The organism is Corynebacterium sp. HMSC075D04, assembly GCF_001815635.1.
Lineage (GTDB): Bacteria > Actinomycetota > Actinomycetes > Mycobacteriales > Mycobacteriaceae > Corynebacterium > Corynebacterium coyleae.
This window is the reverse complement of sequence record NZ_KV821371.1, coordinates 39,275-60,004: the sequence shown is the minus strand read 5'-3', so window position 1 is coordinate 60,004 and position 20,730 is coordinate 39,275. Positions and strand designations below refer to the sequence as shown.

The 20,730-nt window shown below is 63.6% G+C and carries 19 protein-coding genes; 12 read left to right on the top strand and 7 right to left on the bottom strand.

Going from position 1 to position 20,730, the window contains the following annotated elements; all coding sequences use genetic code 11:
- From HMPREF3048_RS11290 to HMPREF3048_RS11265, 6 genes are read left to right on the top strand one after another with little or no spacing between them, the layout of a single operon-like run.
- Positions 1-786: an LOG family protein gene (locus HMPREF3048_RS11290; protein WP_070421783.1), complete on the top strand. Its 786-nt coding sequence runs from the start codon at positions 1-3 to the stop codon at positions 784-786.
- On the top strand, positions 779-1,618 hold the full coding sequence (gene folP / locus HMPREF3048_RS11285; RefSeq protein ID WP_246818904.1) for a dihydropteroate synthase: 840 nt from the start codon (positions 779-781) through the stop codon (positions 1,616-1,618). Before HMPREF3048_RS11290 ends, folP begins: the two co-directional genes overlap by 8 nt.
- Positions 1,615-2,364 carry a glucosyl-3-phosphoglycerate synthase gene (locus HMPREF3048_RS11280; protein ID WP_256380742.1) on the top strand — a complete coding sequence of 250 codons (750 nt, stop codon included), beginning with the start codon at positions 1,615-1,617 and terminating at the stop codon, positions 2,362-2,364. Before folP ends, HMPREF3048_RS11280 begins: the two co-directional genes overlap by 4 nt.
- A 10-nt stretch (positions 2,365-2,374) precedes the next feature.
- The gene (locus HMPREF3048_RS11275) at positions 2,375-2,680 is read left to right on the top strand and encodes a hypothetical protein (RefSeq protein ID WP_070421784.1); all 306 of its coding nucleotides are present in this window, start codon (positions 2,375-2,377) and stop codon (positions 2,678-2,680) included.
- A 12-nt stretch (positions 2,681-2,692) separates the two neighbouring features.
- Positions 2,693-2,863, top strand: coding sequence for a DUF3117 domain-containing protein (locus HMPREF3048_RS11270; RefSeq protein ID WP_070421785.1), 171 nt, complete (start codon positions 2,693-2,695; stop codon positions 2,861-2,863).
- A 28-nt stretch (positions 2,864-2,891) separates the two neighbouring features.
- On the top strand, positions 2,892-3,752 hold the full coding sequence (locus tag HMPREF3048_RS11265) for a methyltransferase domain-containing protein (protein ID WP_070772373.1): 861 nt from the start codon (positions 2,892-2,894) through the stop codon (positions 3,750-3,752).
- 106 nt (positions 3,753-3,858) lie between these two features.
- Here HMPREF3048_RS11265 and HMPREF3048_RS11260 read toward each other — a convergent pair whose 3' ends face one another.
- Complete coding sequence (locus tag HMPREF3048_RS11260; RefSeq protein WP_070772372.1) at positions 3,859-5,283, bottom strand: GH32 C-terminal domain-containing protein; 1,425 nt, start codon at positions 5,281-5,283, stop codon at positions 3,859-3,861.
- Complete coding sequence (gene glgA / locus HMPREF3048_RS11255; RefSeq protein WP_070772370.1) at positions 5,283-6,437, bottom strand: glycogen synthase; 1,155 nt, start codon at positions 6,435-6,437, stop codon at positions 5,283-5,285. The genes HMPREF3048_RS11260 and glgA overlap by 1 nt, the downstream gene beginning before the upstream one ends.
- 67 nt (positions 6,438-6,504) lie before the next feature.
- On the opposite strand from glgA, the gene glgC reads away from it, so the two are divergent.
- Entirely contained in the window at positions 6,505-7,722 is a 1,218-nt protein-coding gene (gene glgC, locus HMPREF3048_RS11250) for a glucose-1-phosphate adenylyltransferase (RefSeq protein ID WP_070421858.1), read from the top strand.
- Here glgC and HMPREF3048_RS11245 read toward each other — a convergent pair.
- Positions 7,719-8,372 carry an O-methyltransferase gene (locus HMPREF3048_RS11245; protein ID WP_070421859.1) on the bottom strand — a complete coding sequence of 218 codons (654 nt, stop codon included), beginning with the start codon at positions 8,370-8,372 and terminating at the stop codon, positions 7,719-7,721. The genes glgC and HMPREF3048_RS11245 overlap by 4 nt on opposite strands.
- 111 nt (positions 8,373-8,483) lie before the next feature.
- On the opposite strand from HMPREF3048_RS11245, the gene sigE reads away from it, so the two are divergent.
- The 3 genes from sigE to tatB are packed head-to-tail and all read left to right on the top strand — an operon-like array spanning position 8,484 to position 9,811.
- A complete protein-coding gene (gene sigE, locus HMPREF3048_RS11240) occupies positions 8,484-9,074 on the top strand; it encodes an RNA polymerase sigma factor SigE (RefSeq protein ID WP_070453057.1) in 591 nt (196 codons plus the stop codon).
- A 19-nt stretch (positions 9,075-9,093) separates the two neighbouring features.
- The gene (locus tag HMPREF3048_RS12660; protein WP_070453058.1) at positions 9,094-9,414 is read left to right on the top strand and encodes an anti-sigma factor family protein; all 321 of its coding nucleotides are present in this window, start codon (positions 9,094-9,096) and stop codon (positions 9,412-9,414) included.
- 10 nt (positions 9,415-9,424) lie between these two features.
- On the top strand, positions 9,425-9,811 hold the full coding sequence (tatB, locus tag HMPREF3048_RS11230) for a Sec-independent protein translocase protein TatB (RefSeq protein WP_070421791.1): 387 nt from the start codon (positions 9,425-9,427) through the stop codon (positions 9,809-9,811).
- Here tatB and HMPREF3048_RS11225 read toward each other — a convergent pair.
- Positions 9,804-10,940, bottom strand: coding sequence for an Mrp/NBP35 family ATP-binding protein (locus tag HMPREF3048_RS11225; protein ID WP_070772368.1), 1,137 nt, complete (start codon positions 10,938-10,940; stop codon positions 9,804-9,806). The genes tatB and HMPREF3048_RS11225 overlap by 8 nt on opposite strands.
- 59 nt (positions 10,941-10,999) lie before the next feature.
- Between HMPREF3048_RS11225 and HMPREF3048_RS11220 the strand changes: the two genes are divergently transcribed.
- Both HMPREF3048_RS11220 and HMPREF3048_RS11215 read left to right on the top strand, forming a co-directional pair.
- Complete coding sequence (locus HMPREF3048_RS11220) at positions 11,000-11,527, top strand: YflT domain-containing protein (protein WP_070772366.1); 528 nt, start codon at positions 11,000-11,002, stop codon at positions 11,525-11,527.
- A gap of 6 nt (positions 11,528-11,533) precedes the next feature.
- Entirely contained in the window at positions 11,534-12,244 is a 711-nt protein-coding gene (locus tag HMPREF3048_RS11215) for a type 2 periplasmic-binding domain-containing protein (protein WP_070453076.1), read from the top strand.
- A 63-nt stretch (positions 12,245-12,307) separates the two neighbouring features.
- Here HMPREF3048_RS11215 and HMPREF3048_RS11210 read toward each other — a convergent pair whose 3' ends face one another.
- From HMPREF3048_RS11210 to HMPREF3048_RS11200, 3 genes are all read right to left on the bottom strand, one after another.
- Complete coding sequence (locus tag HMPREF3048_RS11210) at positions 12,308-16,042, bottom strand: multifunctional oxoglutarate decarboxylase/oxoglutarate dehydrogenase thiamine pyrophosphate-binding subunit/dihydrolipoyllysine-residue succinyltransferase subunit (protein ID WP_070772365.1); 3,735 nt, start codon at positions 16,040-16,042, stop codon at positions 12,308-12,310.
- Between the two features lie 123 nt (positions 16,043-16,165).
- Positions 16,166-19,792 carry an ABC transporter ATP-binding protein gene (locus tag HMPREF3048_RS11205; RefSeq protein ID WP_070772363.1) on the bottom strand — a complete coding sequence of 1,209 codons (3,627 nt, stop codon included), beginning with the start codon at positions 19,790-19,792 and terminating at the stop codon, positions 16,166-16,168.
- On the bottom strand, positions 19,779-20,684 hold the full coding sequence (locus HMPREF3048_RS11200) for a hypothetical protein (protein WP_070772360.1): 906 nt from the start codon (positions 20,682-20,684) through the stop codon (positions 19,779-19,781). The genes HMPREF3048_RS11205 and HMPREF3048_RS11200 overlap by 14 nt, the downstream gene beginning before the upstream one ends.
- Between the last annotated feature and the right edge of the window lie 46 nt (positions 20,685-20,730).

Genomic DNA, 20,730 nt, shown 5'->3' with positions numbered 1-20,730 from the left:
ATGGCTCCGTTGAATTTCCCCCGCCCGGACCGCGACCGGAAGTTGCGTGGGCCGATGGCGCTGCGCAATGAGGCTGAGCAGGCCACGACCTATGATCAGCGTTTGTTGGAGTCCATGGGGCAGTCTGATGGGTATTGGAAGCACCAGGATCCGTGGCGTGTGATGCGGATCCAGTCGGAGTTTGTGGCTGGGTTTGATGCGTTGTCGGAGTTGCCGAAGGCTGTGACGGTGTTTGGCTCCGCACGTCTTGGCGAGGGCACGCCTGAGTACCAGTTGTCCTACGAGGTCGGCCGCGCGCTGGTGGAGGCGGGCTACGCCGTGATCACCGGCGGTGGGCCGGGTTTGATGGAGGGGCCGAACCGGGGTGCTCACAACGCGGATGGTTTGTCGGTTGGTTTGGGTATCGAGTTGCCGTTTGAGCAGGGCCTGAACGACTGGGTGGATCTGGGTCTGAATTTCCGGTACTTCTTCGCTCGCAAGACGATGTTTTTGAAGTACTCGCAGGCGTTTATTTCGCTGCCCGGTGGTTTCGGCACGATGGACGAGGTCTTTGAGGTGCTGTGCATGGTGCAGACTGGCAAGGTGACCAACTTCCCGATCGTGCTGATGGGCACGGAGTTTTGGTCTGGGCTGGTTGAGTGGATCGAGCAGCAGTTGCTTGGCCGTGGGTTGATCTCGCCGGGGGATGAGAAGTTGTATCTGGTGACTGATTCCGTGGAGGAGGCCGTGGCGCACATTGTGGAGGCCCACAAGGTGATGACGGATCAGCGTCTGCGTGATGAGTGAGGTCATGGCGATCGTGAACCGCACGCCCGACTCGTTTTATGACAAGGGTGCGACGTTCGCGATTGAGAAGGCGCTTTTGCGTGTCGACGACGCCGTTTCCGCCGGGGCCAGCATCATCGACATCGGCGGCGTGAAGGCAGGCCCGGGCGACGACGTGTCCGTTGCCGAGGAGATTGACCGTGTCGTGCCGCTTATTGCCGGGGTGCGTGAGCACCACCCGGACGTGACGGTGAGCGTGGACACCTGGCGCGCCGCGGTGGCCGAGGAGGCGATCGCAGCCGGCGCGGACCTGATTAACGACACGTGGGCCGGCTTCGACCCCGAGTTGGTTGAGGTGGCAGGCGCCCACCGCGTGGGGTACGTGTGCTCGCACACCGGCGGGGTCACGCCGCGCACGCGCCCGCACCGGGTGCACTACGACGACGTGGTCGCCGACGTGATTGCGGAAACCACCGCCTTGGCCGAGCGCGCCGTCTCGCTAGGCGTGCCGGAGGAAGCGGTGTTCATCGACCCCACGCACGACTTTGGCAAGAACACCTACCACGGGCTGGAGATCCTGCGGCGTATCGACGAAATCGTCGCCACCGGCTGGCCCGTCCTCATGGCCCTGTCCAACAAGGATTTCGTGGGCGAGACCGTCGGGCGTGGCCTCAACGGTGCCGACATCACCCAGCGCGTGCCCGGCACCCTCGCAGCAACCGCGTGGGCGGCCGCGCGCGGGGTGGCGGCGTTTCGCGTCCACGAGGTCGAGGCGACGATCGACGTCATCCGCATGATCGAGGCGATCCAGGGCACCGCGGCACCGCTGGCAACCGTGCGGGGGCTCGCGTGAGTGCCGACACGCTCGCCGGCATGCGCACCGATGTACGAATCAGTGTGGTGATTCCTGCGCTGGATGAGGAGGCGACGGTGGGTGGGGTCGTCGAAAAGTGTGTGGCTTCGTCAGCGGACGAAGTCATCGTCATCGACTCAGACTCCACCGACCGCACCGCCGAGCGCGCCGCCGCAGCCGGGGCAACCGTGGTGAACTGGCGCGACGTCGACCCACGCACACCCTGGCCCGGCAAGGGCGAGGCGCTGTGGCGCGGCGTGAAGGCCGCATGCGGCGACGTGGTGGTCTTCGTTGACGCCGACGTGACCTCACTCGAACCCTGGTGGGTCGACGCGCTCGCCGAGCCATTTATCGACGACACCGTCCACCTCGTCAAAGCCTCCTACACCCGCGAAGGCGCCGGCGGTCGCGTGACCGAACTGACCGCGAAACCCCTCCTGCGCGCCCTCTTCCCGGAGATCGCCGTGGACCAGCCGCTCGCCGGCGAATACGCCATCCGACGCTCAACCGCGCTTTCGCTGCCATTCGTCGCCGGCTACGGGGTGGAAGCGGGCTTGCTCATCGACGTCGCCCTCGCCCACGGCCCAAAAGCCATCCAGCAAGCGCAACTGAGCCCCCGCACCCACCGCAATAGGCCGCTGTATGAACTTGCCGGGATGGCTGATGTCGTCGCAAAGACGATTCTCGCGCGCGCGGGAAAATTCCCCGTCGAGGTCAGCGAGCGCCCCGCCTGGGCCGACAGCTAAACTAACCCGCATGCTTTCCTGGATCATCCTCATCCTGGTGCTCGCACTGCTGAGCATCATTGGCCTGAAACTGTTCGCCACCGTCTTCGGCCGCGGCGAGGCCCTGCCGCCCATGCCACCAACAGAAGAGGTGAAGGAAGCCAACCGCCGCGCCGTGGAGGAAGGTAACTTCGGCGATATTCAGCTCGAGGTTGTGCACCGCGGTTACCGCATGGATCAGGTCGATGCGCTCATCGAACAGTTGGCGGGCGGCAACCTTGCGCCGGAAACACGGGTAGAATCTCCGGAAGAACACGTTTCGGAAACAAAGCAATAAGGAGTGTTGACGATGGCAGCAATGAAGCCGCGTACCGGTAGTGGCCCGATGGAAGCGGTGGAGGAGTCGCGCAAGATCGTCATGCGTATCCCGTCTGACGGTGGCGGACGCCTCGTCATTGAACTGAGCAAGGAAGAGGCTGGCGAACTTGGCCGCTTGCTCACGGAGGCTGCTGGAGAGTAGTTCCGGCCAAACGCGGTAGTATCACCACATGCTCAACGAGATCGTGGATGTACTCGCGGACCCGGTAGACCTGACCCCGCTTCGGGGCGAGGACGATTTTGGTCGCCTCGTCTCCGAATCGGGGCATTCTTATGACGTAGCCAAGCAGGGTTATGTCACGCTCGCGTCGGGGCGCGGGCTGAATCATGAGGGCGATTCGCTGGAGATGATCAACTCTCGCGAAACGTTCCTGTCGAATGGCCATTTCGCGCCGTTTGTGGAGGCGGTGTCGGATCGTGTGGCGGATGTTGTGGAGCATTCCGCGGGCGATCGGGATCCGGTGATTCTGGAGGCCGGTGCCGGAACCGGCTACTACCTCGCGCACACGCTGGACCTAATTGATGGCGCGCGTGGCGTGGGGTTGGATATTTCGGTGCCTGCTGCGAAGCATTTGGCTAAGGCGCATCCGCGTTTGGGTGCGATTGTGGCGGATGTGTGGGAGCAGCTGCCTATCCGTACGGGAGTGGTTGATGTGGTGACCGTGGTGTTCGCGCCGCGCAATCCTGCGGAGTTTGCGCGTGTGCTTAGCGACGACGGCGAGGCCGTCATCCTCGTCGCCGACCAAGGCCACCTCGATGAGCTGCGCGAGCCGCTCGGCATCCTCGGGGTGGAGGACGGCAAGGTGGCGCGACTGATCGAGCAGTCGGCGCAGTGGCTGACCCCTGTGGCCGATCCGGAGTTGATTTCGTTCCCGATGAATCTGGGCCGTGACGCGATCGCCGCGCAGGTGGGTATGAGCCCGTCGGCGCGTCACCTGGATAAGGACGTGCTGCACGCGCGACTCGAGGACCTCCCGGAGCAGATGGAGGTCACCGCCCGCGCCCAGTTGATCCGCCTGCGCAAGAAGTAGCGCGCCGGCGCTTCGCTCACGACGCGCTAAAGAAACGGAGAAGGCCCGCGTGATGCGGGCCTTCTTGCTGTGCCTGGCTCATGTGCCGGCACACGCGCCGGCTGGCTTAGAAGCGGGCGGGGTATCCGCGGCGCCACTCGCCGCTGATGGATGCTTCGCCGGTGGCGCGGCTGCGGATGCCGTTGCAGCCGCCTTCGGGCCAGATGCGCGACGACATGACAACGCTGCCGCCGCCGGCGTAGACCTCGAGGGTGCAGCCGTCGACGATGACGGTGACGTTGTCTTCGTCGTCGTCGTGAAGCGGTGCGGTGGCGGGGGTGCCGTCGAAGCGGTCGAGGGTGATGTGTTCGCCGTCGTGGGTGATCACCGCAGCAGGTTCGTTGTTGCCGTCGAGCACCTCGAGGGTGACCTGGGAGCCGGCCGGGATTTCGCACAGGCCGGCCCACATGCGCGCGCGGTCGGTGGCGCTGACGGCGTCTGGCAGGCCTGGTGCGGGCACTTGGAAGAGGCGGCCACCTTGCAGGGTGGCGCGGCGCGGGAGGGTGAGGGCGTTGGCCCAGCCTTCGGTGGCCCAGTTGGGTTCGAGGGTGGGGTCGCCGGCGCGGTCGGTGTTGGTCATGAACCCGAGCAGGTAGGCGCGCTCGTAGCGGTTTTCCGCAGTGGTTTCGTCCAGCGGGTAGTTGGTGTTGCGTGGGCGAGTGAAGTCGTGGCCGTAGTCGAGAAGCGTAAACGGCGTGGTGATGTCGAAGACGTTGCCCCGCAGCCGGCCCACGGCGTAGACGGCGGTGTCTTTGCCGTCGCGTTCGAGGGTGATGAACAGGACGTCGCGGATTTCGCCGTCGACTTCGTCGCGCAGGCGCACGATGCGTGGGGCGACGAGGGAGGCATCGAGGGTGATGCCGGTGTCGCCATTGAACTCGAGCGGGCCTTGCAACTCCCAGTCTCGGCCGTCGGGGGAGGTGAGGACGACCGGCTTGGGGTCGGTGACAGGCCCGGTCACGGCGAGCATAAGCCAGCCGTCGTGGCCTTGGTCGCGGTCGGTTTCCGTGTCCCAGGCGGGTACGACGCAAGGCGAGCGGAAATTGGTGTCGCCGGCGGTGTCGTCGACTGCGGTGCCGGTGCGCTCGGCGGCATCGGAGACGTCAGTGTCGTCAGCGTCAGCGTCGTCGGCGTCGAGGTCGTCGTAAAGCCTGTCCACGTGCGCAACGTGGGCGATCTGGATGGTGTTTCCTGCCGGGGTTTCGGAGGAGAAGTACAGGTTGACGCCGTCGCCCGCGGAGGTGACGGAGCCTGCACGGATGTTGGTTTCGTCGCCGGAGGGGACGATGACGTCGTTGCAGTCGAGCCAGTTGAATGCGTCGTCTTCGCTGACTTCGTGGCCCCAGCGGCTCGGGGTGTCGGGGGTTGGGCGGTACTGGTAGAACATGTGCCACAGGCGGTTCTCGCGGCTGCCGATGCGGAATACGCCAGCTGGGCCTTCGAGAATGCCGCGTTCTGCGGTGACGTGTAGTTCGGGACGGTAGACCGTCATCAGATCAACCCCTTGTAGATGTCTACGGTTTGTTTCGCGATTGTGCGCCAGGAGAAGGATTCTTTGGCTCGGGTGAGTCCGGCGCTGCCCATGGCGGCGGCGCGGTTTTTGTCGCCGGCGACAGCGTTGACCGCCTCGGCGAGGCGTTGTTCGAAGTCGGTGGTGTCGTCGGGCGTGTAGTCCACAAGCACGCCGGTTTCGCCGTCGACGACGACTTCGGGGATGCCGCCGACGCGCGAGGCTACCACCGCGGTGCCGCACGCCATGGCCTCCAGGTTCACGATGCCCAGCGGTTCGTAGACGGATGGGCAGACGAAGACGTCGGCGATGGTGTAGACCTGGCGTACTTTTTCGGCGGGCAGCATGTCTTGGACCCAGAACACGCCGTCACGCTGCGCTTGTAGCTTTTCGACGAGCCCACGCGTCTCAGCAGCAATCTCCTCGGTGTCGGGGGCGCCGGCGCAGAGGATGAGCTGGACGTCGTCGTCGAAAAGCTGCGCTGCTTTGAGCAGGTGGGCGACACCTTTTTGGCGGGTGATGCGCCCGACAAACGCGACGACTGGGCGTGTGGTGTCGATGCCGAGTTCGTCGGCGATGGTGCCGGTGTCCGGGTACCAGTTGGCGGGGTCGATGCCGTTGAGGACGACGTGGACGCGGGAGTCGTCGATACGCGGGTAGGCGCGCAAAATGGCATCTTTCATTCCGGCAGATACGGCGATGACCGCGTCGGCGTTTTCCATCGCGTTTTTCTCCGACCAGGACGACACGTTGTAGCCGCCGCCGAGCTGTTCGCGCTTCCACGGGCGGTCCGGCTCGAGCGAGTGGGCGGTGACCACGTGGGGGATCTCGTGGAGCAGCCCGGCGAGGTGGCCGCCGAGGCCCGCGTACCACGTGTGCGAGTGCACCACGTCGAGCCCGGCTGCGGCATCGGCCATGCGCAGGCCTGTGGACAGGGTTTTGATCGCGCTATTGGCCCCCTCGAGTGCGGGGTCGACGCCGTGGACGTATACACCTGCGGCGTCGCGTGGGGCGCCCATGCAGTGGACGTCGACGTCGGCGAATTCGCGCATGAACCGCGTGAGTTCTGTGACGTGCACCCCGGCGCCGCCGTAGACCTCCGGCGGGTATTCGCGCGTGAGCATTCCTACCTTCATGTCCGCCGAGCCTACTGACGTTGCGGAATCCCTGCACGAGCCTTGAATTGGCATTAGCCTTGCGGTTATGAAAAGCCAGCCTCGAGTTCTCGCCATTGTCCTGGCCGGCGGGGAAGGCAAGCGCCTGTTTCCCCTGACGGCTGACCGTGCCAAACCCGCCGTTCCGTTCGGCGGCAACTACCGTTTGATCGATTTTGTGCTGTCGAATTTGGTCAACGCCGGCTACATGCGTATTGCGGTGTTGACGCAGTACAAGTCGCACTCGCTGGACCGCCATGTGGCTACGGCGTGGAACATTTCGGGGCCAACGCAGCAGTACATCGCGTCGGTTCCGGCGCAGCAGCGTCGCGGCAAGCGTTGGTACAACGGGTCGGCGGATGCGATTGTGCAGTCGCTGAATCTCATTTACGACGACATGCCTGACTACGTCTTGGTCTTTGGCGCGGACCACGTCTACCGGATGGATCCGTCGCAGATGGTCGAAGATCACATTGCGTCGGGCAAGGCCGCCACCGTGGCAGGCATTCGCGTGCCGCGTGCGGAGGCGAGCGCGTTCGGTTGCATCCAGGCCGACGATGACGGCACGATCACCGAGTTTTTGGAAAAGCCAGCAGACCCACCGGGTACCCCGGACGATCCGGAGATGACGTTCGCATCGATGGGCAACTATTGCTTCTCTACCGAGGCGCTAATCCAGGCGCTGCTGGAGGACGAGCAGAACGAGGATTCCAGCCACGACATGGGCGGCGACATCATCCCGTACTTCGTCGCGCAGGGCGAGGCGAATGTGTACGACTTTTCCAACAACGGGGTGCCGGGTGCCACGGACCGCGACCGGGGTTACTGGCGTGATGTGGGCACGATTGATTCGTTCTACGAGGCCCACATGGATCTGATTTCCTCGCACCCGGTGTTCAACCTGTACAACAAGGCGTGGCCGATCCACGCGACTGACGACGACAACCTGCCCCCGGCAAAGTTCGTCCTCGGTGGTATTGCGCAGGAGTCCATTGTGGCGTCCGGCTCGATCATTTCCGGTGCGACGGTGCGTAACTCGGTGCTGTCCACCGACGTGCGCATCGAAGAAGGCGCGACGGTGGAGGGCTCTGTGCTCATGCCGGGTGTGCGCGTGGGCAAGGGCGCGGTGGTGCGCCACTGCATCCTGGACAAGAACGTTTACGTCTCCGATGGGGAGACGGTCGGTGTGAATACGGAGCGCGACCGCGAGCGGTTCACGGTGTCCGACGGCGGTGTTGTCGTCGTCGGTAAGAGCGAAGTTGTTTAGCCGATTTTGGTGATCAGCGTCAGGCCGCCGTCAAGCGGCAGACGCGCCACCGCGGCGCCGCGCTCGGCTGTCAGCGTATCGACGAACTCATCCGCCTCACGGGCGGCCTCTGTTTCGCGGTCGCGGCGGGTGGGGTCGGCCACGGTGCCGTCGAGAAGCGAACCTGCAAGCACCAACGTGCCGCCCGGGGCCAGCAACGGCCAGGCGGCCTCGATGAGCGGGCGCAGTTCGACGGGGGAGACGTCTGCGTAGACGATCTGGTAGGCGTCGTTAGCCAAGCGCCCCATTACTTCGAGGGGACGTGCGGTGAGGAAACGCACACGCGACGGGCTAAACCCTGCGTTGCGCACCGCTTCCTTCGCGCCGGCCTGCAGTGCGGCTTCCGGCTCGATGCAGGTCATGGTGGCCTTCTCCGGCAGGCCTGCGAGCAGGTGCAAGCCCACAACACCGGCGGCCGGGGTCACCGCAACCGCACCCTGGGATGCGTTCGGGGTTGCCGCCGCGAGCACCGTCAACAGGTCGCCGACCACCGGGCTGGGTGCCGGGGTGCCGTTTTCGGCAGCGTCCTCGCGCGCTGCGCGCAAAGCTTCCGCAACCTGGTTGGAAAGGTGGCCGCCTTCGGTGGAACGGGCGGCGAGGTACGAGTTCATCTGGGTAAATGCGGTCTCACTCACACGCCACATCATAGCCGTGTTGCGTTCACAGGATTCTGTTAACTGGTTGGCTGGCTTTGGGGCAGTGAGTCTGCGAAACTGTTGCGCATGAGCACTGACGTTCCACTCACCGGTACCGCAGCGTTTGACGCAGGCCAGGCAGCAATGCCGACCTGGTCTGAACTGGTGAAAGAACATGCCGACAGTGTCTACCGCCTGGCGTTTCGCCTCTCCGGTAATCAGCACGACGCGGAAGATCTTACGCAAGAGACGTTCATGCGTGTGTTCCGCAACGTGAAGCAGTACCAGCCTGGAACGTTCGAAGGCTGGCTGCATCGCATCACCACGAACCTGTTTTTGGACATGGTGCGTCGCCGCGCGAAGATCCGCATGGAGGCCCTGCCCGAGGATTACGAGCGCGTGCCCGGCACCGACATGACCCCGGAAGATGCGTACTCCGTGACCAACCTGGACCCTGCGTTGCAGAAGGCGTTGGACGATTTGAAGGCGGAGTTCCGCGTGGCCGTGGTCCTGTGTGATGTGGTGGGGATGAGCTACGAGGAGATCGCTGAAACCCTCGGAGTGAAGATGGGTACTGTACGATCGCGTATCCACCGTGGTCGCGCGCAGATGCGCGAGTCGTTGGAGAAGCAAGCCCTCCACAGCGCCGCCGCGAAGGAACTTATCCGCGCCCGGTAGCAGGGAAGGAGTCGGCGCCGTGACTAGGTTTAACTCCACCGATCATCTCAATCCGGAGGCGATTGCCGCCTATGTGGACGGCGAGTTGTCCAAGGCTGCCACCGTGCGCGCCGAGCGGCACCTGCGGTTGTGTGGGGAGTGTTGTGAGGAAGTTCAGGCGCAGCGGGGGACGTCGCAGCGTCTGCAGGTGTGTAATTCCTCCGACATGCACGCCCCGGCGTCGCTTGTGGAGCGACTGGCGATGCTTTGCGACGAAGACGTGACCGACACCCCCGAAACCCCCAAGGGGATCCGGAGCCGAGTGGAGTCTGCGATTCGCTCGCTGACGCACCGTGAGTAAGGTGAGTTAGGTGTTTTCTAGCATCGGTTGGGGCGAGATTTTCTTCATCCTGATCATCGGGTTGATCGTGATCGGGCCCGAACGCCTGCCTTCTGTCGTCGAGGATGTGCGCGCGGCGATTTACGCTGCGAAGAAGGCGATCAACAACGCCAAGGCGGAACTCAATGGTGAACTGGGGGAGTTCGAGGAGTTTAAGAAGCCGATCGATACTGTCTCGCGCTATGCGGCGATGGGGCCGAAGCGTGCGATGGCGAAGGTGTTGTTCGAAGACGACGACCCCAGCGAGCCTCCAGCGCCGAAGACACCACCACAGGCGCCGCCGCAACAACAAATGCGCCCCGAGCCGCGGGATTCGCAGCCGGAGCGCAAAGGCTTTTCCTGGGAGGACGTTATTTAACCTGCGGGTTCAGGCTCTTGCCTGCCAGTGAGTTCGGGCGCACCTTTAGCTTGTCGACGATCTCAAGCACCGCCTTGGCCGCCGGCGAATCTGGGTCTGAGATGACAACCGGGGTGCCAGTATCGCCGTGTTCACGCATCTTCGGGTCCAGGGGCACGGAGCCGAGCAGTTTCACGTCCGAATCGGTGAGCTGGGTCAGGCGCTCGGCGACGTGGTCGCCGCCGCCCTCGCCGAAGATGTTGAGTACCGTGCCGTCCGGCATGGTCATGCCCGACATGTTCTCGATTACGCCGGCGATCTTCTGATCAGTCTGCTGGGCAATCGTGCCGGCGCGCTCCGCGACTTCGGCTGCCGCAGCCTGAGGGGTGGTGATGATCAGCAGCTCCGCGTTTGGCACCAACTGTGCGACGGTGATCGCCACATCACCCGTTCCCGGCGGCAAATCCATAAACAGCACGTCCAGGTCGCCCCAGTACACGTCACCCAAGAACTGCTGGATCGCACGGGTGAGCATCGGACCACGCCACACGATAGGGGCGTTGCCTTCCACGAATTGCCCCACCGAGATGTGACGGACGCCGTGGGCGATAGGGGGCATGATCATTTCGTCGACAAGCGTGGGGCCCTGGTCCTCAGAACCCATCAATCCCGGCACCGAGTGGCCGTAGATATCGGCATCAACAATGCCCACCGTCAGGCCCTGGGCGGCCATAGCGGTGGCCAGGTTCACGGTCATCGAGGACTTACCCACACCACCCTTACCGGAGGCCACCGCGATAACACGTGTGCGCGTATCCGGATCCGCAAATGGGATCGCCGGGCCGGTCTGCTCGCCGCGGAGTTTCTGGGCAAGCGCACGGCGCTGCTCGTCGCTCATCGTGTGCAGCGTGATGCTCACGTCGCCCACGCCGTCGAGCTCCTCGACTACAGCGCGCACATTTGACTCGATGGTGTCGCGCATCGGACAGCCTGCGATTGTGAGATAAATACCGACCGCAACATTGTTGCCGTCGATGGTGACCGATTCCACCATGTTGAGCTCCGTGATCGGTTTGCCGATCTCCGGGTCATCAACGCGCGAAAGCGCTTCGTGGACATCGCTTTCCAAAATCTGATGTTCAGTAGCCATTGCCACGCGATTATACGGCCGTTCCTGGGGGATTTTGGAATCCCGATAGACTACCCAGCATGACTGAACCTATGAACCCATCGTTGAATAAGCGTATTGGTGTCACAGAGGTGCCCACCGGCTGGCCCGTGGGCAGCTTTTCCACCTATGCGGAGGCGCAACGCGCCGTGGACAACCTGTCCGATAGAGAGTTTCCTGTAGAGAAGCTTTCCATTGTCGGTGTGGACTTGATGCAGGTGGAAAAGATTACCGGCCGGCTTACATGGCCGAAGGTGCTGGGCACCGGCGCGCTGTCGGGTTTGTGGATGGGCCTGTTTTTCGGCCTGCTGCTTTCCCTCATCTCGGTTCCGGGTGCTGGCCTGACCATGTTCGTGTGGGCGGTTGTTATCGGTGCGATCTTCGGCACGGTGGCCTCCGCTGTGGCCTACGCGTTCACCGGCGGCAAGCGCGACTTCGCGTCTGCAACCACGATCGTGGCTGGCCGCTACGACGTGCTGTGCGAGCCCGATGCCGCCCCGCAGGCCCGCGACATGATCGCACAAGCAGGTGGCCGCATTCCCGCCTCTGAAAACGTCATCGGCGAGTAAACCACCATGAAGGCACACCACCACACTGCCGTAGCCGCCGTTTTGGGCTCGGCTGCGCTCGTATTGTCCGGGTGCGCGTCGGAGGACAACATCTACACTCAGGCGCGGCCGGAGAAGGCCGATATCGCCATCGCCATCGACGGCGCCTCCAACGAACAAGTCGTACTTGGGGAGATCTACAGCCGCGTACTTAAGGGCCAAGGCCGGCCGACGAGCGTGACCTCAGTGACGGGGCTGGATGACGCGCCGACGCTTGAGGTGTTGCGTGAGCAGCCGATTGACTTCGTCGTCACGTGCACTGGGCGTCTGCTCGAAGAGTCGGACCCTAAGGCCGCCAAGGAGCTAGCAGGCGGCGATGTGACCGATGGCGCATATACTGACGAGGTCTATGGGGCCGCTGTCGCCGCCATGCCGGGGGATATGCGCACCGTCGACCCGTCACCCGCCCAAGCGTGCGGAGAGAGCGAACTGTCGCAAAACGTCATCCCGGTGTTCCATAAAGGCACCTTCGACCGCGGTGAGATCAACCGCCTGAACTTCATCACCCGCGTGCTGTCCACTGACCGTCTCGAGGAGATGGCGGAAGAAGTGGACAAGGGGGCCACGGTGGAGGATGCGATTGCGGAGTGGATGATCGAATACGCCCAAATCGACGTCCACCACGACACGCCGGCAGACCCAGAGGATGTGATCGACCCGGACTCTGCGTCCAAATAACCGAATAACAAAAACTCCGGCCCGGCTTTTCACAAGCCGGGCCGGAGTTTTTAGGTGTGCAGGTTAGTCAGCGAATGCTTCCTCAAGCAGCTGCTTTTCTTCCTGCTGGTGCACCTTGGCCACACCGGTTGCGGTGGTGGACTGTGCACGACGGGACACGCGGACCATCTCCGGCATGTCCGGGATCAGGGTGCGCAGGTGCTCGTTGTAGAACGGCCATGCGCCCTGGTTTGCCGGCTCGTCCTGCACCCAGCGGATCTCCTTGGCGTTCGGGTAGTTCTTGAACGCATCCGACAGGCGGTTGAACGGGATCGGGTGGAGCATCTCCACGCGGATGATCGCAACGTCGTCGCGGCCGTCCTTCTGACGCTTCTTATCCAGCTCCCAGTAGATCTTGCCGGAGCACAGCATGATGGTCTTCACCTTGTCGGTGTCGGCGATCTTCTTGTTGCCACGCTCGACGAAGTTCGGGTCGTCGATGACGGACTGGAAGCGGTTGACCTCGATGAAGTCAGACGGCTGGGACACTGCAGCCTTGTTGCGCAGCATGGACTTCGGGCTGAAGACGACCAGCGGACGCTTCATCTCGCCGAGAGCCTGGCGGCGCAGCAGGTGGAAGTGGTTCGCCGGGGTGGACGGCTGCGCGATGGTCATGGAGCCTTCCGCGACGAGCTGCAGGTAGCGCTCGATGCGTGCCGACGAGTGGTCCGGACCCTGACCCTCGTAGCCGTGCGGCAGCAGGGAGATCAGGGAGGAAACCTCGCCCCACTTGGTCTCGGAGGAGGACAGGTACTCGTCGATAATCGTCTGGGCGCCGTTGGCAAAGTCACCGAACTGTGCTTCCCAAGCGACAACGGCGTCCTTGTTGCCAAGGGTGTAGCCGTACTCGAAGCCCATGCCTGCGTACTCGGTCAGTGCGGAGTTGTAGACCTGGAACTGGCCGCCGTTGCCGGCTTCCTGCGCGTTGTGGTCGAGCGGGTTGAACGGCTCGGCGTTGTCCGGGTTGTACAGCACAGCGTGGCGCTGGGTGAAGGTACCGCGCTGGCAGTCCTCACCGGCGAGGCGGACGAACTTGCCCTGCTCAGCCAGGGAACCGAAGGCGAGCAGTTCGCCCCAGCCCCAGTCGATGTCGCCGTCGGTGAACGAGCCGCCGCGCTTGGACAGGACGGACTTGAGACGCTTGTTCGGGGTGAAGTCCTCCGGCAGGTTGGCGTACGCGTCTGCGAGGCGCTTGAACTGCTCTTCGGAGATGTTCGTGTCCAGGCCGCGGGTGAGCTTCTGGGAATCGGTAATACCGGTCTGCTCGCTCGGCTGGCCCTTCTCGGACTTCACGTCGGTGAAGACGGCGTCGAGCTGGTCGTGGAAGTCCTGTGCGGCCTTCTCTGCGTCTTCCTGGGTGATGTCGCCACGACCGATGAGGTCCTGGGTGTAGCGGGTACGCACCGACGGGTGGTTGTTGATGCGCTCGTACATGACCGGCTGGGTCACGGTCGGGTCATCAGCCTCGTTGTGGCCGCGCAGGCGGTAGCAGATGAGGTCGATGAAGACGTCCTTGCCAAACTCGCGGCGGTACTCGGTAGCGAGCTGCGCAACCCATGCGGCTGCCTCCGGGTCGTCGCCGTTGACGTGGAACACCGGGCAGTCGAAGCCCTTGGCCAGGTCGGTGGCGTAGTAGGAGGAACGGCCGGAATCCGGGGTGGTGGTGAAGCCGATCTGGTTGTTCACCACGATGTGGATGGTGCCGCCGACGGTGTAGCCCGGCAGGCGGGACAGGTTCAGGGTCTCCTGGACGATGCCCAGGCCGGTGAACGATGCGTCGCCGTGGAGCATGAGCGGAACCACCGGGTGGTCCTCGCGGCCCTTGGCAGCCTTGATCTGGTCTTCCTTGGCGCGCGCCATACCGACGAGCACCGGGTCGACTGCCTCAAGGTGGGACGGGTTCGCAGCCAGGGAGACCTTGATCTCGCCGTCGCCGAACATCTGGATGTGCTCGCCCTCGAAGCCGAGGTGGTACTTCACGTCGCCGGAGCCACCCTGCTGGGCTGCGCGCATGTTGCCTTCGAACTCGTTGAAGATCGTTGCAACTGGCTTGCCCACGATGTTGAACAGGACGTTCAGGCGGCCACGGTGCGGCATGCCGATGACAACCTCTTCCAGGCCCTGGCCTGCAGCGGTGTCGATGATGGCGTCCATCAGCGGGATGAGGGTCTCTGCGCCCTCGAGGGAGAAGCGCTTCTGGCCGAGGTACTTCGTCTGCAGGAAGTTCTCAAAGGCCTCAGCGGCGTTGAGCTTCTGCAGGATGTACTTCTGCTCTGCACCGGTCGGCTTCGGCATGCCTGCTTCGACGCGGTCGCGCAGCCATTCGCGCTCGTCGCGGTCCAAGATGTGGGAGTACTCGGAGCCGACCTTGAGGGTGTAGGAGGAGCGCAGGCGCGCCATAACCTCGCGCAGGGTCATCTGCTCCTTACCGCCAAAGCCACCGACGTGGAAGGTGCGGTCCAGGTCCCACAGGGTCAGGCCGTGGGTTTCCATGAGCAGGTCACGGGAATCCGGCTTCGCCAGACCAGGCTGGTGCCACTGCAGCGGGTTGGTGTCAGCGATGAGGTGGCCGCGGGAGCGGTATGCCTCGATGAGCTGCATGACACGGGTGTCCTTGTTAATGCCCGTGTTCGGAAGATCCTGTGCCCAGCGAAGCGGGGAGTACGGGATCTGCATGGACTGGAAGATTTCGTCCCAGAACTTGTCGTCGATAAGCAGCTGCGAAATGTCGCGCAGGAACTCGCCGGACTCTGCACCCTGGATGACGCGGTGGTCGTAGGTGGAGGTCAGCGTGACCAGCTTGCCAACGCCGAGCTCAGCGAGGCGGTCCTCGGACGCGCCGGCGAACTCTGCCGGGTAGTCCATAGCGCCAACGCCGACGATGGTGCCCTGGCCCTTGGTCAGGCGCGGGATGGAGTGGCGGGTGCCGATGCCGCCCGGGTTGGTGAGCTGGATGGTGACACCGGAGAAGTCATCCATGGTCAGCTTGCCGTCGCGTGCACGAGCGACGATGTCCTCGTATGCGTCAACGAACTCGGAGAAGGACTTCTTCTCGCACTCCTTGATCGCAGCGACGACGAGGGAGCGGGAACCGTTCTTGCCCGGAAGGTCGATAGCCAGGCCGAGGTTGATGTTCTCCGGCTGGATGGCGAAGGACTTGTTGCCGTCCTCCTTGTAGTTCTTGTTCATGTCCGGGTGCAGCTTCGTCGCCAGGACGATGGCGTAGCCCAGGATGTGGGTGAAGGAGACCTTGCCGCCACGGGTGCGCTTGAGATGGTCGTTAATCAGCGCGCGGTTCTCAAACATGAGCTTGACCGGCATGTCTCGCACGGTCGTCGCCGTCGGCACCTCGAGCGACTCGTTCATGTTCTTCGCAATCGCACGGAATGCGCCCTTGAGCTGGAACTCGCCCGGCTCGACCTCGACCTGTGCGATCTTGTCCAGCGGGGAGGCCTTCGGCTTCGGCAGGGTGCGCTTCGGGCGGTTAGAGACCTTTGCTGCGGCCTCGTCGACCTTGGTCTCGCGACCATCCTGCGAAGGTGCGCCGGTGGAACGGGCAACCTTCGGGTCGGTCTTCGCCTGGCTTGCACCTGCCTGCGAAGGGGTGACGTTGGACGTGCCATTAGCGGTCTTCGGTGCACCCTTTTTCTCAAACAGTTCACGCCATTCGGCGTCGACCGAGTTCGGGTCGTCCTTGTACTGCTGGAACATCTCGTCAACCAGCCAGCTGTTCTGGCCGAACGTGTTTTCGCTGCTCACGGCAGGTTCTCGCCTTCCTTCTGTTTCGATTTCGCGGAACGTTTCTTTGACTGTAATCGTCCGCGCTGATATGGCGCGAACTTGGGTTGTTCCTGTCCACGGGGTTTCCGTCTTTCACCCCCGTTAGCGGTTGGCAGCCCACATTTGGGCATACCTACCGCCGGCGGTGAGGAGGTCCTCGTGGCAACCGTCCTCAATGATACGTCCTTCGTCGATGACGAGTATTCGGTCGGCCCTCGCAGCGGTTGCGAGGCGGTGTGCGACGACCACTGACGTGCGCCCCGAGGTTGCACGGTCGGCGGCGTCGAGCACCGCGCGTTCGGTTGCGGGATCAAGGGTGGCGGTGGCTTCGTCGAGAAGCAGCACGGCAGGGGAGAGCATCTCCGCGCGTGCGAGTGCGATGATCTGGCGCTGCCCGGAACTCAAGCCTCGGCCGCGTTCACCGACGCGCGCGTTGAAGCCGCCGGGGATCGTATCGACGACACCGAGCGCGCCAATGCGGTTCACCGCCGCCTCGATCTCCTCTGGGGTCGCGCCCGGCGCGCCGTAGGCGATGTTGTCTGCGACGGTGCCAGGGAAGAGGTAGGACTCCTGTGGGACCTGGGCGAGTGCGCGGCGCCAGTCTGCAAGCGGGAACTCCGCAATGTTTGTGCCGGAAGCGCGCACCTCGCCGGAGGTGGGATCGTAGAACCGGGCGAGCAGTTTGACCACGGTGGATTTGCCCGCACCTGTTGGGCCGACGAGTGCCACGGTGGTACCTGGCTCGATGGTCAGGTCCATGTGGTCAATCACGGGGGAGGCGTCTGTATCGGTGGAGGCTGAATAGGAGAAGGTGGTGTCGTCGAAAAGCAATGGCCCACTTGCGGCGCTGTGAGCACCCGGGTTGGTGCCGGTGTCGGGGACGGTGGTGCGCTGGGCAAGGAGTGCGCGGATGCGGTCGAAGCTGACGGTGGCTTGCTGCCAGGAGTCGAAGATTTGGCCAAGCTGCTGGATAGGGCCGTAGAGCTGGCCGAGGTACATGGTGAATGCGACGAGCACACCGACGGACAGCGATCCGTCGGCGATGCGTCCCGCACCAAAGCCGACGATGACGGCGGTCATGGTTTGGGAGATGAAGTGCATGCCTGGGAAGTACAGCGCGACCAGGGTGACGGAGCGCATGCGCAGGTGGCGGTATTCGTCGCTTAGGGCGGTGAAGTGCGCTTCGAAGTGGGTCTGCGCGCGGTGGGTTTGGGTGGTGCGGATGCCGCCGATGAGTTCCGCGAACTCGCCGTTGACCGTGGAGATCTGTTCGCGTGAGGCCTGGTAGTAGCGCTTGGAGAAGACTCTGAACGCCCAGGTAGCGACGACAATCACCGGGACGGCGGTCAGCGCGATGAGGGTGAGTTCGCCGTCTGTGGCAACGAGCATAACGATCACGCCCACGAGAGAGCCGACGGCGACAATCGCCTGGGCAAGCCCGGTTTGTAGGAAGCTCGACAAGGTGTCGATGTCCGTGGTCATGCGCGTCATGATCTTGCCGGACAGTCGCGATTCGAAGTAACTCAACCCCAGTTGCTGCAGGTGCGCGTAGGAGCGCAGGCGCAGCCCGTAGAGGAGGCGTTCGCCGGAGCGCGACGACAAAACAGTCATGAGTGCATCCGAGGCCCAGGCGATCGCGACCACACCGAGCGCAATGAGCCCCGCGTTGATCAGGTTCTCCTGGTTACTTGGGGTAATGCCGCGGTCCACGGCGGCGCGCACGATGGTGGGGAAGGCCAAGTCCGCCAGCACGCCCACAATCAGCAGGGCGACGGTGCCAGCGATGAGCCAGCGCACGGCCTTGAACATGTCGCGGATGTGGAATTCGCTCGACGGGGTGCGCAGGCGGGTCAGTGTCTGCTCGGCCAGATCTGGCAGTTCGCGCGCTTCCGGGAGGCGCTCCACGCGTGCGAGCAGTTCCGGGGTGGCGTTGATGGTGGAGGCGCGCCCGCTCGTCGGCACGATCACGCGCTCCTGCGGTTCGGTGTCCACTTCGGGCCACAGGTCGCCAATCTCCTCGTACAGCGTCTCGGACTCGGGGTCCATGGAGGCGCGGTACTCGTCGGTTGCCATGACCTCGTCGCGGGGCCCTTGCTTGACGACGACCCCACCGCGCACCACCGCTACCCGATCCGCATGATCCACCGTGGACTGGCGGTGGGCCACGGTCAGCACTGCGATGTCGCTGAGTGCCTCGCGCAGGTTGGCCAAGATGTGGGCTTCGTTGATGGAGTCGATGGCGCTGGTGGCGTCGTCAAGCACGAGCACCTTCGGTGTCGACATGAGCGCGCGGGCGAGTGCGATGCGCTGGCGCTGGCCGCCGGAAAGCGTGAGGCCACGCTCACCGACCTGGGTGTCGTAGCCGTCGGGGAGGCGCTCGATGAACTCGTCTGCCAGGGCGAGACGTGCCGCCTCACGCACCGCGACATCAAGTTCGTCCGGCGACATGTAATCGGCAGCCCCCATGGCGATGTTGTCGCGCACGGAGGAAGAGAAAAGGAAGGCGTCGTCGAAAACACAGACCACATCGCCACCGGTGACCGTGCCCGTATCCGGGGTGTAGAACCCGCCAGCTAGCTGCACCGCCATGGTTTTACCCGCGCCGGGCGGGCCGACCATTGCAACGGTCTCGCCCGGCGCGACCGAAAGGGTGAAGCCGTTTAAGACGTTGTGGCCGCCGGTGGAAAAGTGCACGTCGCTAAAGTGCAGGCCGGGTTCGGCAGGCAAGTTTTCGGTGGAATTCGCGGTGGAATTCACGGTGGAGTTTGCGGTGGACTCTTCAGGTGCGAGTGCCAGCACGTCCGCGAGCCTGTCGAAGGAGCTCATACCCATCTGCATGCGGACGTACTGGTTGGTCAGCATCGACAGGGTGGACGTCATCGTGGTCAGGTACGCGGTGAATGCGACGAACTGGCCGATGGAGATCCTTCCGTGGATGGCGAGCATGCCACCGGCGATGATGGTGACCACCAGCGCCACCTTGGGCAGTTGGGAGAGCATCGGCTGGAAGCGTGCGGTGAGTTTCGCCGCCCGCATTTTTACCGCGTAAAGGTGGCGGCCAAGGTTGTCGAGCTGGTCGATCTCGCGCTGTTCCTGCCCGAACGCCTTGACCACACGCACGCCGGAGACGGTTTGTTCGACGTGCTCTGCAAGTTCTGCGGTGGCGTGCTGGTTGACCCACGTTGCTGCGTAGAGCGTTTTGCGCGACCGGTTGGCCTCCCAAAGGAGCACAGGCAACAGTGCCAGCGACATCGCGGTCAGTGCGACGTCCATGCTCAGCATGACGATCAAGGTGGCTACCAGTTGCACGATGCGCGTGAGCATCATCGCCAGAGTGTCCAGCACCGTCTGGTACATGTTCAGATCCGAGATCGAGCGCGAGACAATCTGGCCGGTCACGATCTTGTCCTGTCCCGGCCCGTCCAGGCGGTGCAGTGTGCGCAGGATCTTGGTGCGCAACCAGTGTTGCGAGGTCGTTGCAAGGCGACCGGAGGTGGTGCGCCGGATGATGCTCAGGACGTAGGTGGCCGCTGCGACTGCCACCATCAGCCACGCCACGCGGGCAACGGAACCGTCCGCATTCCCGGTGGCAATATCAATCGCTTGGCCAGTAAGAGCGGGCTCGGCCACGCGGGTGAGCGCCGCCAAGATGGCAGCGGCGAACGCGACGGCGGCAGGCGCGCGGTTCGCCTTGAGCGATTGGGTAAGAAGTGGGCTAGTGGTCCTCATGTTCCTTGTCGTTGCTGTCCTTCCCGCTACTGTCCTTACCGTCGCGGAAGATCTTCAAAATCCATGCAGCGAATTCCTTCGGGTTGAAGCCACCCTTGATGCGACCGGTCTCATCGGCCGTGTCTTCGGGCTCGAGCGGGGTGGCAAACTGCAGCGGCACCGGGCCGAGGGCCTGCTGAATGTTATCGATGATGTTGCCGGCCAGCTTGCGGTTCACCGTCGTACCGGCAATCGCACCCAGGCCGAGCGGCAGCATCTTGCCCAGCCAGGCGCGACGCATGGAACGACGCAGCGAACGCATAGCCATGCGCTGCAGCACGTTGTTGGTCTCATTGAGCGTCGGGCCAGAAAAGCGCGACAGGGTGGCCTTGCCAGGCAGCTTGCGGGAGTTTTCGCCGAGCAGCGTATCCACGATTGCTAGACCCTTCGTACCCATCAGCGTGGTCAGCACGATGGCGCGGCGGTGCTCGGGGTCGGAGATGTCGTCGCCACGCAAATATGCCGATGACATGGCGTAAAACGCCGCGAGATCCAGAAAGAGGGCGGACTCGCCGGCCACAGCAGCAGCACCTGTGAACAGGCCAACGCCTGGTACTGCCGCAGCGGCACCCACACCGGCACCGGTGCCCGTGACGGTGTTTTTCAGATGCTTATCCATAATCGCCTGGATTTCAGCCGGGGACTTATCCGGATTGTCGCGACGCAACCAATCCACATACCCGCGGATCACAGAGGTCTGCAGTCGCACGGCCTTGTCCACCGCGCCGATGAAAACACGACCGAGTTTGCCCGCGTCCTTTTCCAGCTGCGCTGAATTTTCCTGCAGCGCGACCTTGATTTCCTTGCGGAGCTCCGTCTCGTCGATCTGCGTTGATTTCTTCTTACCGAACACGTTTATCCTCCTGCCGTGAACTGGCGATGGGTAATTGGTACAGCAT